The organism is Prosthecobacter sp. (assembly GCF_044222565.1).
Classification (GTDB): Bacteria; Verrucomicrobiota; Verrucomicrobiia; order Verrucomicrobiales; family Verrucomicrobiaceae; genus Prosthecobacter.
In genome coordinates this window covers 26,166-40,854 of record NZ_JBGANA010000009.1, presented here as the reverse complement: position 1 = coordinate 40,854, position 14,689 = coordinate 26,166, and the positions used below count along the sequence as shown (strand labels likewise).

The window sequence follows — 14,689 nt, the reverse complement described above, 5'->3', positions numbered from 1 at the left end:
TGGTGAAGGGAGCGTAGCGACCGAGAACCACCGGACCCGCCACATGCACCCATCGCACATTTTCGTAGCGCCCTGAAAGGGCGCGAGAAGCATCCGCGTGCCCAGCGCCCCCGCTACCACACAAACCGTTCGTCATACACCACCATGCCGCGCTGGAGCATCGCAAGATATTCCTCCTGAAACGTTTTCACGCGGTGGTGCTCTTCCTGGTTCAGGACATAGGACCGGACAGCCTCTAAATCCGGCGCTGCAAACGTGAATGCGCCATAACCTTCCTGCCAGGCGAATCCAGCAAACCGCAGCTCTTCATGAATCCAGCGGGAGGATTCACTTTTGACCTCGCGCATCACATCGGCCAGGCAATGCGTTGACCGCAACCCCGCCGCAATGTGGATATGATCTCCTGTGCCTCCGACGGCATGAGCCACTCCGTTCATGTTTTTGATCACACCTCCTACGTATTCGTGTACACGTTTGCGTGCAGTCGGGGCCAGCAGGGGCTCGCGGTTCTTCGTGCTGAACACGAGATGGTAATGCAGCGAAAGATGCGTCGAGGGCATGCGACAGCTTCCCGCGCCCCTGCCGGGGCGCAACCCTCAGATATCCGGGGTTGTGGACACTAGTCCGGTGGTTCTCGGTCGCTGCGCTCCCTTCACCACCGGCTAATTTCTCTGCTCCCTCCGGGAGCCACCAGAGAGCATTCGCACCTTCATTCCCGTTGCCTCCCGCCCGGGCCTGAAGAAAAGTGCCGCCCCCAAAATGACCGATCTGTTTACCCATCCTCTCTGCAATGCCGAAGACCTCGGCAAGGCCATCCCTGACCACGACCTCGGAGTGTCCGTGTGCCTGCCGCTTTGGGAGCATGTGATCGGCTATGAAGAGGGCGATCAACGGATTGTGTCGAAGTTCAAATCCGGTTACCCACGCTTTTGCTGCCCGCCGGCCATCACGCGCCTGTTTGCCGCAGCGGAAAAAGAATTCGCTGCTCCCGGCGAACGCTGCCTCGTCTTCCCACGCGTGGTGCATGCAGAGCGCTGCGTGAAGTTCATCGGCGCCGGTCGCGCGGTGGAATGGACCGCGCACAATCTCGGCGTCGCCATCTTTCCTGCAGACAGCTACGTGCAGGCCCGCAAGTTCTGGCGCTTCTGCGGCGAATGCGTGAGCACCCGCCAGGCCTGCGACGCCCTGGGTGAACACAAGAGCGACGCGACCGCCGACGAAGGCAAGGCCGCGAACCGCACCATCCGCGAGCGAATCGCGAAACTGGCCGGGCAGCAGCCCGAAGACGTCTTTCTCTTCCCCTCCGGCATGGCGGCAAACTACGCCGTGCACCGCATGCTAACGCACCTCTTCCCGAATCGCAAAACCGTGCAGCTCGACTTCCCCTATGTGGACGTGCTGAAGCTGCAGCAGTTCTTTGGCAGCGGCGCGCACTTCCTGCCGCTGGTGAATGACAGCGAGTATGAGGACCTGAGCACGCTGCTGCAAAAGGAGCCGATCGCGGGCATCTTCTGCGAAGCGCCGAGCAACCCGCTGCTGCGCTGCGTGGACTTCGAGCGTCTGCTCTCCATCCGCGCCGCCGCGCAGCCCGGCGTGCCCATCATTGTTGACGACACCATCTCCACCGTGGCTCATGTGAATGCCCACCGCGTGGCCGATGTGGTGACCTCCAGCCTGACCAAGAGCTTCTCCGGCGCGGGCGATGTGCTGGCCGGCAGCGTGGTGCTGAACCGCAACTCACCGCATCACGCAGCCTTCTCTGCTTTCATGACCGCCCAAGCCGATCACGAACTCTGGCGCGGCGATGCCGTGGCCCTGGAGCTGAACAGCCGCGACTTCACCGAGCGTGCCGACAAAATGAGCCGCAACGCCCAGGCGCTGGCAGATCACCTGCGCACGCACCCCAAAGTGGATGCCGTCTGGCACGCCAGCCGCGAGGGCGGCAAAGGCTACGAATTCATCCGCCGTGAAAATGGCGGCCACGGCTGCCTCTTCTCCTTCACGCTCAAGAACCCCGAAAAGACCAGCGCCCCCTTTTACGACACGCTGCGTGCCTGCAAAGGCCCGAGCCTCGGCACGAACTTCACGCTGGTGTGCCCCTACACCCTGCTGGCCCACTACGAAGAACTCGACTGGGCCGCAAGCTGCGGCGTGAGCCGCTGGCTGATCCGCGTGTCCGCCGGACTGGAGGACACGCAGGATCTGATCGCGCGATTTGATGAAGCCCTGGCCCGGGTGTGACTGCCCGCCCGCTAAAGGCTACTTCAAGACTGCCTCGACATCGCTGTCCTTCAGGCTCATCGGGTGTCCTTCCCAGACGACCTTGCCATCCTTGTCGAGGATCATGGCATGCGGGATGCCTTTGATGCCGAAGGGCTTGCTGAACTTGCCGCCGTTGTCAAAAGCCACGTGATAGTTGATGGGTACTTCCTTGAGAAACTTGCTCACGGTCGGACGGTCCTCGTCCGTCACACCGATGATTTCCAGTCCCTTGGGCTGAAACTTTTTATACACCTCGTTCAGGTGCGGAATGCTGGCACGGCAGGGTGGGCACCAGGTGGCCCAGAATTCCACAATGAGAGGTTTGCCGGCAAAGGAGGGAGCCTTCTCCTTGAACTTGAGATCATCCACTTTGATCACCGTGCCCTTGTTGTCCTTGGAGGCGGTGGCCATGACGTTTTGGATGGCAAAGAAGCCGCTCACAAGCAGCCCGAATAGAATCAATTTCGTTTTCATGAGGTTGGGAAAGTTCGTTTAAGAACTGAATTAAATGAAAACAGGCGGATCAAAGCAAGACTATTTACTCCGCCATCATCAGCAGATCACTTACCCCCACGCCTGCGCAGCCAGTAACTTAGAAAATGACCCAGCCCGCTGAACTTGTAGCCGGGTTCTACCCAGCGCTCGATCACATAGAACGCAAAGTAGTACGCGCGGCAGAATCCCCACACGCAAAGCGTTAGCAGCAGCGCCGTCCGCCAGCTCCAATTCTCCACCAGCAGAATGGCTGCTGACATGAGGCCGATGAGGAGAAACAGCCAGCCTTTCAGCCACATGGCACGGGTGGATTGCAGGTCTCTCATGGCTTGGGCTTCGACGGCAGCAGGGTGTCTTTGATTTGCCTGGCCTTTTCGATCACTCGCTGCGCCTTTTCAACTTTGGTCGGTTCATGTGCCTGCGCTGGTTTAGATGCTACGGCAGGCTGTCTCCACCATCCGAAGTAGAGCACCGCGAACAGCAGCCCGATGGCCAGGAATGTGTGCATGCAGCTGCGAACGAGATATCGGGTCTTCTCAGGCAGCTTTTTCCTCTGCCGCGGCCCGGCATGCTCCGAGCGGCGGCAAAGCCAGAGCACAGCACAAATGATGGACTCGACCACATAGAACAGCAGCTCCAGCAGAAAGATCACCACCTCCAGTACGATTTCAGCCAAGGCAGAAAAAAAGTCGCCAACTCCGTCCATGGAGCGGGATCCTAAGCCCACGCCCCGCGAAGTCGAGCGATCACTTTTTCTCCAGCTTCACATAGTCCAGCCCCACCATGAAGCCCGGCACCGCATCCGCATGCTTGCCAGTAAGGGTAAAGGTGAGCTGATGCTCCCCGGCACTGAGCTCATGCGTGCCCCAGTCCAGTTCATCACTGTGGATGACCTTGGGTCCATTGTAGCCATCCCAACCGGTGGCGACGGGCTTGTCATCGAGCGCCACATCAATGATACCGTAGTCCTTCGCCATCGTAAGCGCGGCTTTCAGTGTGTATTTCCCCTTCTCCGCCACCGGCAGCGCCAGCGTGAGCTTCTGCCCCGGCTTGGCACCCGTCCACCAAAGCTGCGAGCCACCGCTCCAGGCACCTCCAAAGCCACCCATTCCCTGTGGCTTGGCATTACCGCCGGTTTTGCTCAGCACCTTGAGCGTCTCACCTTCGATCGCTCCGGGTATTGTAGTCCCGGCTTTAGCCGGTCCGGAAGCCCCGCTCTGAAGATATTTCACCAGATCAATGACCTGCTCCGGCTTCAGCGCATCAAACAACCCCTCCGGCATCGTGCTCAGCTTCGACACCTCACGCTTCGCGATGTCCGGCTGCGGCAGCGTGAACTCCACCCCGCCCATCATCGCAATCCTCACCGCCGCAGGACTTTCCTCCTTGATCACACCGCTCATCACACGCCCGTCCTTCATGGTAAACAAGTTGAGCTGGTAGGCCTTGCCGATCACCGCATTCGGATCCAGCACGTTTTCGAGCAGGTAGTTCAAATCCGCGCGATTGCTGCCCGTGATGTCGGGGCCAACGCTCTGGCCTTCGCCAAAGAGCTTGTGGCACTGGCCACAGGTCATGGTGAAAAGCATCTTGCCCTTCGCGAGATCGCCCTTGGCCAAAGCCGCAGGCGTGAGCAATTCGCGGAACTTCTTTGTCCTCTCGCCCAGATCTGCCTTCGGCGCGTTCACGTCACCCCAGGCGGATTTGATGAGGGCGTTGATCTCCGCATCGTCAAAGGCTGTGAGCTGGCGCACAAGGAAGGGAGAGAGGGCGGTGGCGGGAACCTTCTTAGCCTCCACCGCTTTCAGTAGCAGCTTTGCGCCTTCCTTGGAAGAGGCGAGGGTATTGACGGCATCTGGAATGGCGGCAGGATCAATGAGGCCAGGGTTTGAAATGGCCGATACCAACAGTTTCAGCTGATCCTCTGGAAAGCCGCCCAGAATGCCTGCGGCCTGAATCACCTCGCGCTTCATTAGGTTGGTGGAAGAGGTGCACACGATGATGTCCATCAACGCGAGTCGCAAATCTGGAGCGCTGGGACGAACTTGGCTGAGCAACCGCAAGGCGGTGCGCAACTCTGCTGGAGGTCCCTTGCCCCATACAATCCTGATAAAATGCCCGACAGCCGCTTCATCCCCAAACAGGGCGCTGAGTTCGGTAATCATCGGTTCGACAGCTTTCGAACCACCCGCCTTGAGCTTCGCCGCAGTCGCTGCCCAGTCCGGCGGCATGGTGAGCTTGCCCGCACCACGAGCACTGCTCAGAATCATCGCCAGCGTCGCCTCGCGCTTGGCGGCATCGGGTTCCTTCGTGAGTTCGGAGAGGATCGAGGCACGCCCCGCATCATCAGACGACAAGCGGCGGTAGATGAACTCGGTGACCTTTGGCAGCTTCGATGCCCGCGCGAGTTCCAGCCCGGCTTTGGCATCAGCACCAACGATCGGCTCAATGCCATACCAGATCAGCAGCGGGATCATTGGGTCGTCCTTGTCCTCGCCGTGGGAGAGGAGGGCGGTGGCGAGGGATTTGCGATGGGTCTCAGGCGTCCGTTGCAGCAAGGACGCCAGTTCCCGACGCACCATGGGTGAAGCCTCCTTGGCTGCCAGCTCTTCAAACGGCCGCATGACTGTGTCTAGCGGGCGCAGATCCTGCGCAGGCAATGCGGCACTGGCCCTGCGTGGATTGGCAAGTCGGATCAATCCTGCTTTGAAATGTTCCTCTTGAGAGGCGGACGGACAGCCAAAATCAGGACCAACCGAAGAGGTCGGAGACGCATCAGCCATCGACCGGAGCATCCAGAAGACACTGAGTGGCTTATGAAAGGTCTTTGGCTTTTCACCTGGAACATCGGCAAAAATCTTCACGATGGTGTCAAGCTTCGACGGGGAATCCTTGACCTTTTCGGTGAGCACCCGCCTCGCCATTCTCGATTCCCATTCGTTCTCCGTCTGCACCGCGAGCTTCGCCAGCGCCTCATCATCCTCCTTCGCCAGATCGCCCTTCCACGGCTTCCAGCCGTCGTAGCTGATCCGATAAATCCGCCCATTGCTGCGGTCCCAGTTCTCCACCGCGTTGCTGCCCCGGTGGCAAATCTGCACATCGCTCCAGTCGCTGACATACAGCGCGCCGTCCGGCCCTACCTTCTGCGTGACGGGAATGAAGTTCATGTCGTTGGCACGCATGAAATCGCTGCCGTGCTTGCCGATGTAGGAGCTGGCGTGGGGGTCGGTGTAGTTGGTGACGAGACGGTGACCGTGGAGGTTGCCGAAGATGAGCTGGTTGCGATAGGTCGGCGGGAAGAGGCTGCTCTGGTAGATGGAGAGGCCGCAGTGCGCGTGGCCGCCGCCGAGCGCATTCGTGTCATCATTCACGATGCCGGCGCCGGTGGACTTGTCGTGAGACACATCGGGCCGCGGATTGCCCGCATAGTGCGCATGATCCGCGATGGTCTTGATGTCGTCATACGTATACGGATTGAAGTGCTGCCCCGCCTGGCGCTGATAGCGCCCGCCTGGCACAATGTGGTAGAGATGCGGTATGACGCAGGCCGTCACAAAAAACTCGCCATGCTGGTCGTAGTCCAGCCCCCAGGGATTGCTCGTGCCCTCCGCGAAGATCTCAAACTCATGCCGCACGGGATGGTAACGCCAGATCCCAGCGTTGATGGGCTTGCGCTGGTCATCCGGCGCACCGGGTTTGCCAACCTTGCTATGCGTGAAGACGCCGTGGCAGCCGTAGAGCCATCCGTCGGGACCCCAGATGAAACTGTTGAGTGTCTCATGCGTGTCCTGGCTGCCCCAGCCGTCGAGGAGAATTTTGGCTGGAAAGTTCAGGCCAGGAACTTGGTTCGCCAATTCGCCCTCACTGGGGTCCGGTTTATCATCATGATCCTTGTCCGGGATGAACATCAAATACGGCGCAGCCCCCACCCACACGCCACCAAAGCCCAGCTCGATTCCGCTCACGAGATTCAGCCCCTCGCAAAAAATCTTCTTTGTTTCAAAGACGCCGTCGCCATCCTTGTCTTCGAGGATCTTGATGCGGTCCTGACCCGCTCCCACTTCACGCGGTTTCGGGTAGCTGTTGCCTTCCACCACCCAGATGCGCCCGCGTTCATCAAAGGTGAAGGCGATGGGCTGCACAAGATCCGGCTCGCTGGCGATCAGCTCCGCCTTGAATCCACCGGGCAGTTGCAAAGCCTTCAGCGCCTCCTGCGGAGACTGCCCTTTGGCATAATCCTTCTGCGGCTTCAGCGCCGGACCATACATCTTCTTCGGTGTCACATCCGCCGTGGTGTCCTTCCTCTCCTGCGTGAGGATGAAGACGCCAGCTTTGTTGCCCACCACGATGTCGGGGAGCTTGTCGCCATTCACATCGCCCACCTGCACATCCACACCCACGCCGCTTTCCGCATCCACGAGGTGCGGAACGAAATCGACGCCGCCTTTGCCATCGCGTTTGGTCTGATACCAATAGATGACACGATGTCCGCGCTCGTCGGGATCATGCCCATTATGCGCCCAGTAGCGCTTGCCAGTGACGATGTCTTTGATGCCGTCGCCATCGATGTCGGCAAGATACGCCGCATGCGGCTGGGAGAAGACGATGCCGTAGTCGTTGTCCTGCGGCTGCTCGCTGGCCAGCATGACGCGCTGCCACGTCGCCTGCTGCTCCACGGGCTTGAAATTGCCATCCTTCACAGGTGGATACGTGTTGTTACCGGTGAGTTGCCACGGCTTGTTTTGCAGATACACCGCCACGCCGTAGCGATGCGCCGCGAGGCTGGTGAAGACGTCGTTCGTGCCGTTGCCATCGAAATCATACGCAAACATCTGCGCCCCACCGCCGATCCCGGCAGCGAAATTGTGCTGTGCCCAAGGAGCTGGACTTGCCAAGTCCAGCCTGGAGTTGGCAACACCAGCTCCTTGATTTTCCCACCAGCGCCGCGCTTCCAGCAGGTCCAGCTTGCCATCGCCATTCACATCCCCAACGCCCAGCCCGTGCGTGAACTTCGCCACCTTCATGTCTTCGCTCACCGCCACGAATGGCCATTTCTCCGTCGGCTTCTCCCAGTTCGGTGCGAACCAGCCGAATTTGCCCCCGGTGCTGCATACGATCTCCGGTTTGCCATCGCCGGTGATATCGGTGAAGACCGGCGATTCATTGTCCACCACGTCCGCCACGATGTGCATCGGCCAGGGTTTGTCATCATGCGTGCCGGGGTTCAGATACAGCCGCGCCTCCTTGCCGGGGAAACCGAGGATGAGGATGTCGTTCTTCTTGTCCGCGTTGAAGTCGTGGACGTAGGCGAAGAAATTGTCCGAGTAGCCATTGATGCTGAAAATCTTCGGCTCGTAGTACGCGTGCTTTTTTTCAAACGCCGGCCCTTCCCACCAAAACGGTCCGGCCATCACGTCCGGTTTGCCATCGCCATTGATGTCGCCAATCGCCGCGCCTTCGGAGTAAAAATCTCCGTGAAGCTGCTGGCGTTTCCAGGTGATCTGGGTGGCGGCGTGAACGGTCGTGGCCGCGGCGAAAGCGAGGAGAAGCAGGCGTTTCATGGTTGTGAGAACCAAACGCTATCAGAAATGCCTGTGAACAGACAAGTTTTATGAGGAATCGGCCATGGTTTGGGAAAATCCAGCCAAGCGGTTCACTGCGGAGAACGCAGAGAAACACAGAGTTCCGGAACCATATCTCTGTGCCTCGCTGTGAACTCTGTGGTAGTGCTTCCACCCTCCATGCCCCCCGCCAGCTTCGTTCTCAGCCCAGAGCCCATTCCCACCACCCCCACTGAGTTCCAGCCCGGTGAAGGGGCCGAGGCTCAGTTCCTCGGTGTCGTGCGCGGCATGGAGGATGGTCGGGCCATCACGGGCATCGACTACAGCGCCTACCTGCCCATGGCGGAAAAGATGCTGCGGGAGCTCATCGACCACGGCCAGCGCGACCACGGCCAGCACCGCGTCTTCATCCAGCACCGCCTCGGCTTCGTGGCCGCAGAGCAGCCCAGCATCCTCATCCGCGTGCGCACCAAGCACAGCGGGGAGTCCTTCGACCTCTGCCGCTGGTATTTGAAAGAGATCAAGACCCGCGTGCCGATCTGGAAGAAGCCGGTGTTTGCGGAGTGACCACCCGGCACCACTCAGTCCGCAAAGACGCGTGAGCGCACCTCTTCCCACGGAGAGATCGCCTGCGGATGGGCCTCATACGCTGCCAGGCGTTGATCCAAAAGCGCCAGAATGGCGGCATCCACACTCACCTCCCCATTCTCGGCATCGGCAGAATCCAAAAGCTCCTCGGCCAACTGCCGTTTTTCATGAGAGCTCATTTTTCTGAGATTGGGAAACGCCTCCAGAATCATTTCCTATTCTCCCCCTCCCACCACCGCCTGACAACGTGCAAAATGCCCTCTTTCCCCCATTGCCGGAAGGGACTTTTCCCTGCAAACTGCCTGCCCCCAAGCCATGCCCACGCCCCCCTTTCACTACCAGGAACTCCTCGAACTCGGCACCGATGACACCGAATACCGCCTGCTGACCAAGGAACACGTCTCCGTGCAGAAATTTGGCGAGAAGGAAGTCCTCGTCGTGAATCCCGAGGCGCTCACCCTGCTGGCCAATCAGGCTTTTCACGACATCAATTTCTTCCTGCGCCCGAAGCACCTGAAGCAGGTGGCCGCCATCCTCGACGACCCCGAGGCGAGCGAAAACGACCGCATGGTCGCGCTGACAATGCTGAAAAACGCCGACGTGGCCTCCGCCGGGCTGCTGCCCTTCTGCCAGGACACCGGCACCGCCATCATCATGGGCAAAAAAGGCCAGCAGGTCTGGACCGGCGGTGGCGATGAATCCGCGCTCTCGAAGGGCGTTTACCTCGCCTACACCGAAAACAACCTGCGCTACTCCCAGAACGCGGCGCTGAACATGTTCGACGAAAAGAACACCGGCACCAATCTCCCCGCGCAGATCGATCTCTACGCCACCGATGGTGACGCGTACAAATTCCTCTTCATCGCCAAAGGCGGCGGCTCGGCCAACAAAGCCTACCTGTATCAGGAAACCCGCGCCGTGCTCAATCCGAAGAGCATCGTGAAGTTCCTCAGCGACAAGATGGTCTCCCTCGGCACCGCCGCCTGCCCTCCCTACCACCTCACCTTCGTCATCGGCGGCACCTCCGCTGAATCGACGATGAAGCACGTCAAACTGGCTTCCACCAAGTACTACGACAACCTTCCCACCACCGGCAACGAACACGGCCGCGCCTTCCGCGATGTCGAGCTCGAAGCCCAGATGCTGCAGGCCGCGCGCGAGTGCGGCATCGGCGCACAGTTCGGCGGCAAATACTTCGCACTGGATGTGCGCATCATCCGCCTGCCACGCCACGGCGCCTCCCTGCCCATCGGCATCGGCGTCTCCTGCTCGGCGGACCGTCAGGCCAAAGGCAAGATTACCAAGGATGGCGTCTTCATCGAGCAGCTCGAAACCAATCCCCTGCCCTACATCCCCGAAGAGCTGCGCCACCGCAAAGACACCAACGCTGTCCGCATCGACACCAACCGCCCGATGGCGGAAATCCGCGCCGAACTCAGCAAGTATCCCACCACCACCCGCCTCCTCATCAACGGACCCATCATCGTCGCCCGCGACATCGCCCATGCGAAGCTCAAGGAGCTGATCGATTCCGGCAAGCCCCTGCCCGACTACTTCAAAAACCACCCCGTGTACTACGCCGGCCCGGCTAAAACCCCCGCCGGCATGCCCAGCGGCAGCTTCGGCCCCACTACCGCAGGCCGCATGGACAGCTACGTCGATCTCTTCCAGAGCCACGGCGGCAGCATGGTCATGATCGCGAAGGGCAATCGCGGCCAGCAGGTCACCGACGCCTGCAAAAAGCACGGCGGCTTCTACCTCGGCAGCATCGGCGGACCCGCCGCCATCCTCGCCAAGGAGAACATCAAGAAGGTCGAAGTCGTCGAGTTCGCCGAGCTCGGCATGGAAGCCATCTGGAAGATCGAAGTCGAAGACTTTCCGGCGTTCATCCTCGTGGATGACAAGGGCAACGACTTCTTCCAGACCGTGGGTCCGGGGTGTTCGGTGAAGCATTGATCGAGCTTATGTCCGAAAGTGATGCAGACCCATGGGTTTACACCCGGGGAAAGATCGAAGAAGCCATTTCCCAAGGGGATGCTGAACGTCTTCGTTGCTGGGTGGTCGCGGTTTCCATGTACGATGCCGATGCCTCCTATGCCGAAGATCTGTGCCTGCGATTATCCAATCATCCCGATGAAATCGTACGGGGAAATGCCATTCTCGGCTTTGGCCACATTGCACGGGTGCACCGGCGGCTGGATGAAGAACGCGTGAAACCGCTGATCGTCGCGGCGTTTCTAGATTCGAGCTGGAATGTCACAGGGCATGCTTTCAGCGCTCGAGAGGATACTCAATTTTTCCTCGGTTGGAAATTTGAGCCCCTGGATAAGCAGTCGGAATGAATTCTCTCAGGAAAGTGTCACGACTTACGACCTCCTTTAGCTGCCCGGCATCCTTGTTCTGCCGTGGACCCGGGGCCGCTTGGTGAATCATTGAGTTTTGTAACTGCTCGTGCAGTTTGGGCGGCATGAACCCTCTTGCCGCCCAGCTACGCCAGGACACCGAGGCCATCTGCTATGCCGATGGCCGCAAGGTGGGCACGCCGGGGCATGAGCGCGCCCGGCTGCACCTGTTGAGGCGTCTTGAAGAAATCGGCTGCCTGCCGTTTGCCGGTGATTCTCTGGAGCTGCCATACCACCACAGGAAGCAGGACTTCTGCAATCTGGTGGGCCGCATTCCAGGACAAGACTCGCGTCTCCCACCGCTGCTCATCGGTGCGCACTACGACAGCGTGATCCCCTTTCCCTGCGCGGATGACAATGCGGCCGCCGTGGCTATCGCCTTGCAAGCAGGCCGCATGATTAGAGACAAGGGAGGATTGCGGCGCGATGTAGTCATCGCCATCTTCGATGCAGAAGAGCCGCCCTATTTCCTGGGCGATGCCATGGGCAGTCAGCGCTTCTATGCGGACCATGTGGCGGGCAAAGTCGCGATTCATGCCGCCGTGGTTATGGATCTGGTCGGGCATGACATTTCCGTACCGGGAGAAATGCTGGGCATCATCCCTGGTGTGGGCTTGCTAAATCTTTTGCTGCCAGGCTTTGGCCGCAAAGACTTCGCCGTTCCACATCTGCGGTCAGGTTTGTTTGTGACGGGCAGTGAAAGCCATGCCGAGCTGCCGCCGGTGCTGCAGAGCTTTGGCCAGCCACCCGATCTCAGAGTGATCGCCACGCAAAACTGCTACATCGGAGATGTAAGCGACCACGGCGTATTCCGACGGAATGGCGTGCCGTATTGGTTTCTCTCGTGCGGGCAATGGGCGCATTATCACACCCCCACAGACACTCCTGACCGCCTGAACTATGACAAGATGGCGGCCGTCACGAACTATCTAGTGCAAATGGTGGAAGGTTTGGACGGACGCGAACTGCGCGGTGAACGCAAGACCGAGCAAATCACCGAAACCATTGAACTCGAGGCTGAGTTTCTGCGCTCAGCACTCGGCATCCTTCACCGCCCAGTCATGCGCTGGGCCGGACTGAAAGATGTGAAGACCCGCGAAGACATGGACCAATTCGCAAGAGCACTGCTGGGGATGGGCCTGGGGGTGCTGTGAACCTCCGGCTCGCAGGAGCACCCGCTCCTTGCAACGTGGCTGTGGGTCGCTGCGTTGTTAAGGCCTCAACCATGAGCTCTTCCCGCCTGCTTTTTCTACTGCTCAGCAGCTTTCTGCTGTCTTGGGTGCAGGCAGTTGATCCTCCGTCCATCACCGCTGAGTTCATCACCACCTGGGGTAAGGAAGGCAGCGCCCCCGGCGAATTCAACATTCCCATCGGCATCGCCATCAATGCGGCGGACGAGGTGTTTGTGGCGGATCATTACAACAGCCGGGTGCAGAAGTTTGATGCGGATGGAAAGCTCCTGGCGCATTTCGGGGTGCTGCCAAATCCGGGCGGCATTGCCATCGATGGCGACCGGCTTTATCTGAGTCATTTTCCGACCTCGCGTCTCACGAAGGACAAGAGAACACCGGACCGCATGAGCGTGTATTCGCAGAAGGGAGAGTTCATCCGCGAATGGGGTTCCACCGGCAAAGAGGACGGCCAGTTTGATTTCCCGGGCGGAATCGCCATCAGCAAAACGGGCGAGGTGTTTGTGGCGGATCAGACGAACCGCCGTGTGCAGGTGTTTGACCAGGAGGGAAAATTCCTGCGCAAGTGGGGCGAATACGGCGTGCAGCCGGGGCAGTTTGGCGGAAACACGAATCCCAAATCGCGTGTGGGAGGGCCGAACTTCATCGCGCTAGGCCGGGATGGCAGTGTCTTCACTACAGAGGCGAGCGTGGGGCGTGTGCAGCAGTTTTCACCGGAAGGCAAACCCCTCCTGGCCTGGGGCACGCTGGAGGACAAACCGGGCGGCTTTGGCGGGAAGTTCACAGCCTTCAAGGCAGGCCTGATCGGGCCCATCGGCCTCTGTTTTGATCACCAGGACCGGCTGTGGATCACTGCTGTGAGCGGGCGCGTGCAGTGCTTCACGCGTGAGGGAAAATACCTCGGCGGCTTTGGCGACACGCAGGGCACCGAGCCCGGGCACTTTTACGCCCCGCATGGCATCGCCATCAACAGCCGCGGAGACCTTTTCGTTGTCGATAGCTACAATCATCGCGTGCAGAAGTTCGCGCTGAAGGCGAAATAGCCTCCCGCGCCACGGCCATCTTCTTCTGTGAGGAGCTGATGAGAAAAGGCGTTTGTCTGCCCTATGCGTTTTGAGTTTTGGTGTGCTGGTCTTTCGATGGCGGTCTGCCTGTCACCGCCCATGTTGTGGGCGGCAGACACACCCGTTTCCTCTCTCCCTGAGCTGAAGCACGCGCTTTCAGCCGCCACGGCGGGCAGCATGGTGCGTCTGGCCAAAGGAGCGGAGATCGCGCTGAAGGATGACCATATCATCGTCCCGGAAAAGGTCACGCTCACAGGCGAGGGGGCCACGCTCCAGGCGGAGCCTGTGGGAGAGCGCGCGGCGATCGCGCTGCTGCCTGGGGCGAGGCTCACCGGACTGCGTATCGTCGGGCCCAACCCGCTTTTCAAAGATATCGACGCCCAGCCGGTCAAGGCCTCGGGCTATGCCGTGTCCTGCACGAATGCGGAGGTGGACCACTGCGAGATCCTGCAGTTTCAACGCGGAGGCATCGCCCTGTTTCGCGACAGCGTGAAGTCCCACATCCATCACAACCACCTGCACGACATCGCGGCGTATCCTGTCCTGATCGCAAACGGCAGCGGAGACGGCCACATCATTGACCACAACCGCATCGAGTGGGCCTGGCACGCCATCGCAAGCAATGGCTCACGCGGAAGCGGCTACACGGCACGCTTCAATGAATTCACCCGCATGCCGAGGCCCAGGGCCTTTGAAACGAGCGGCGCATCGCCGCCCAACTGGTGCCTGGACACGCATGAAAACAACGGCGCGGAGACACGCCCGCCGCGCCCGGCCACACGCCTGCTCGTGGTGCACGACAATGTCTTCCGTGCGCACCCCGACGTGAAGGTGGGGGATGGCAGCGAACTGCTGCAAACCAACGGACTCTACCCCAAACACGACATCTACGCAGGAGACTGCCCGGGCGTGACCACCACCGTGGAGATCTACAACAACCGTTTCCTCATGCACGAGCGGACAGCGTCCAAGGACAAGTTCAAGCCCTTTGGCCGCGCCATCCGCCTCGTGGGCCAGCGTGGGAATCCCGCGCTGGAAGACGACCCACTGGAGCCCAAGGGAGAGTGGAAGGCGAGCATCCACGACAACCGTTTCGGCGGTGAATAACCGCCTGTGACGAAACCGCA

At 60.0% G+C, this 14,689-nt stretch carries 13 protein-coding genes; 7 read left to right on the top strand and 6 right to left on the bottom strand.

The window, feature by feature from the left end; translation table 11 throughout:
• Positions 1-113: 113 nt before the first annotated feature.
• The gene (gene tnpA / locus ACILSR_RS14760) at positions 114-560 is read right to left on the bottom strand and encodes an IS200/IS605 family transposase (RefSeq protein WP_395750552.1); all 447 of its coding nucleotides are present in this window, start codon (positions 558-560) and stop codon (positions 114-116) included.
• A gap of 199 nt (positions 561-759) precedes the next feature.
• Between tnpA and ACILSR_RS14755 the strand changes: the two genes are divergently transcribed.
• Complete coding sequence (locus ACILSR_RS14755; RefSeq protein WP_395750551.1) at positions 760-2,241, top strand: PLP-dependent transferase; 1,482 nt, start codon at positions 760-762, stop codon at positions 2,239-2,241.
• A gap of 18 nt (positions 2,242-2,259) precedes the next feature.
• On the opposite strand, the gene ACILSR_RS14750 is transcribed toward ACILSR_RS14755, so the two are convergent.
• From ACILSR_RS14750 to ACILSR_RS14735, 4 genes are all read right to left on the bottom strand, one after another.
• Complete coding sequence (locus ACILSR_RS14750; protein WP_395750550.1) at positions 2,260-2,736, bottom strand: TlpA family protein disulfide reductase; 477 nt, start codon at positions 2,734-2,736, stop codon at positions 2,260-2,262.
• A gap of 86 nt (positions 2,737-2,822) precedes the next feature.
• On the bottom strand, positions 2,823-3,083 hold the full coding sequence (locus ACILSR_RS14745) for a hypothetical protein (RefSeq protein WP_395750549.1): 261 nt from the start codon (positions 3,081-3,083) through the stop codon (positions 2,823-2,825).
• On the bottom strand, positions 3,080-3,463 hold the full coding sequence (locus ACILSR_RS14740) for a hypothetical protein (RefSeq protein ID WP_395750548.1): 384 nt from the start codon (positions 3,461-3,463) through the stop codon (positions 3,080-3,082). The genes ACILSR_RS14745 and ACILSR_RS14740 overlap by 4 nt, the downstream gene beginning before the upstream one ends.
• Before the next feature lie 40 nt (positions 3,464-3,503).
• Positions 3,504-8,318: a PVC-type heme-binding CxxCH protein gene (locus tag ACILSR_RS14735; RefSeq protein WP_395750547.1), complete on the bottom strand. Its 4,815-nt coding sequence runs from the start codon at positions 8,316-8,318 to the stop codon at positions 3,504-3,506.
• Positions 8,319-8,498: 180 nt separating this feature from the next.
• Between ACILSR_RS14735 and ACILSR_RS14730 the strand changes: the two genes are divergently transcribed.
• A complete protein-coding gene (locus ACILSR_RS14730; RefSeq protein ID WP_395750546.1) occupies positions 8,499-8,885 on the top strand; it encodes a molybdenum cofactor biosynthesis protein MoaE in 387 nt (128 codons plus the stop codon).
• A 14-nt stretch (positions 8,886-8,899) separates the two neighbouring features.
• Here ACILSR_RS14730 and ACILSR_RS14725 read toward each other — a convergent pair whose 3' ends face one another.
• A complete protein-coding gene (locus ACILSR_RS14725) occupies positions 8,900-9,085 on the bottom strand; it encodes an addiction module protein (protein WP_395750545.1) in 186 nt (61 codons plus the stop codon).
• A 136-nt stretch (positions 9,086-9,221) separates the two neighbouring features.
• Here ACILSR_RS14725 and ACILSR_RS14720 point away from each other — a divergent pair, with 136 nt between their 5' ends.
• The 5 genes from ACILSR_RS14720 to ACILSR_RS14700 all read left to right on the top strand — a co-directional run bounded on the left by ACILSR_RS14720 (position 9,222) and on the right by ACILSR_RS14700 (position 14,669).
• On the top strand, positions 9,222-10,862 hold the full coding sequence (locus tag ACILSR_RS14720) for a fumarate hydratase (protein ID WP_395750544.1): 1,641 nt from the start codon (positions 9,222-9,224) through the stop codon (positions 10,860-10,862).
• Positions 10,863-10,870: 8 nt separating this feature from the next.
• Positions 10,871-11,248 carry a hypothetical protein gene (locus ACILSR_RS14715; RefSeq protein ID WP_395750543.1) on the top strand — a complete coding sequence of 126 codons (378 nt, stop codon included), beginning with the start codon at positions 10,871-10,873 and terminating at the stop codon, positions 11,246-11,248.
• Between the two features lie 125 nt (positions 11,249-11,373).
• Positions 11,374-12,462: a M28 family metallopeptidase gene (locus tag ACILSR_RS14710; protein ID WP_395750542.1), complete on the top strand. Its 1,089-nt coding sequence runs from the start codon at positions 11,374-11,376 to the stop codon at positions 12,460-12,462.
• A gap of 71 nt (positions 12,463-12,533) precedes the next feature.
• On the top strand, positions 12,534-13,541 hold the full coding sequence (locus ACILSR_RS14705) for a hypothetical protein (protein WP_395750541.1): 1,008 nt from the start codon (positions 12,534-12,536) through the stop codon (positions 13,539-13,541).
• Positions 13,542-13,661: 120 nt separating this feature from the next.
• Positions 13,662-14,669 carry a hypothetical protein gene (locus ACILSR_RS14700; protein WP_395750540.1) on the top strand — a complete coding sequence of 336 codons (1,008 nt, stop codon included), beginning with the start codon at positions 13,662-13,664 and terminating at the stop codon, positions 14,667-14,669.
• Positions 14,670-14,689: the final 20 nt, after the last annotated feature.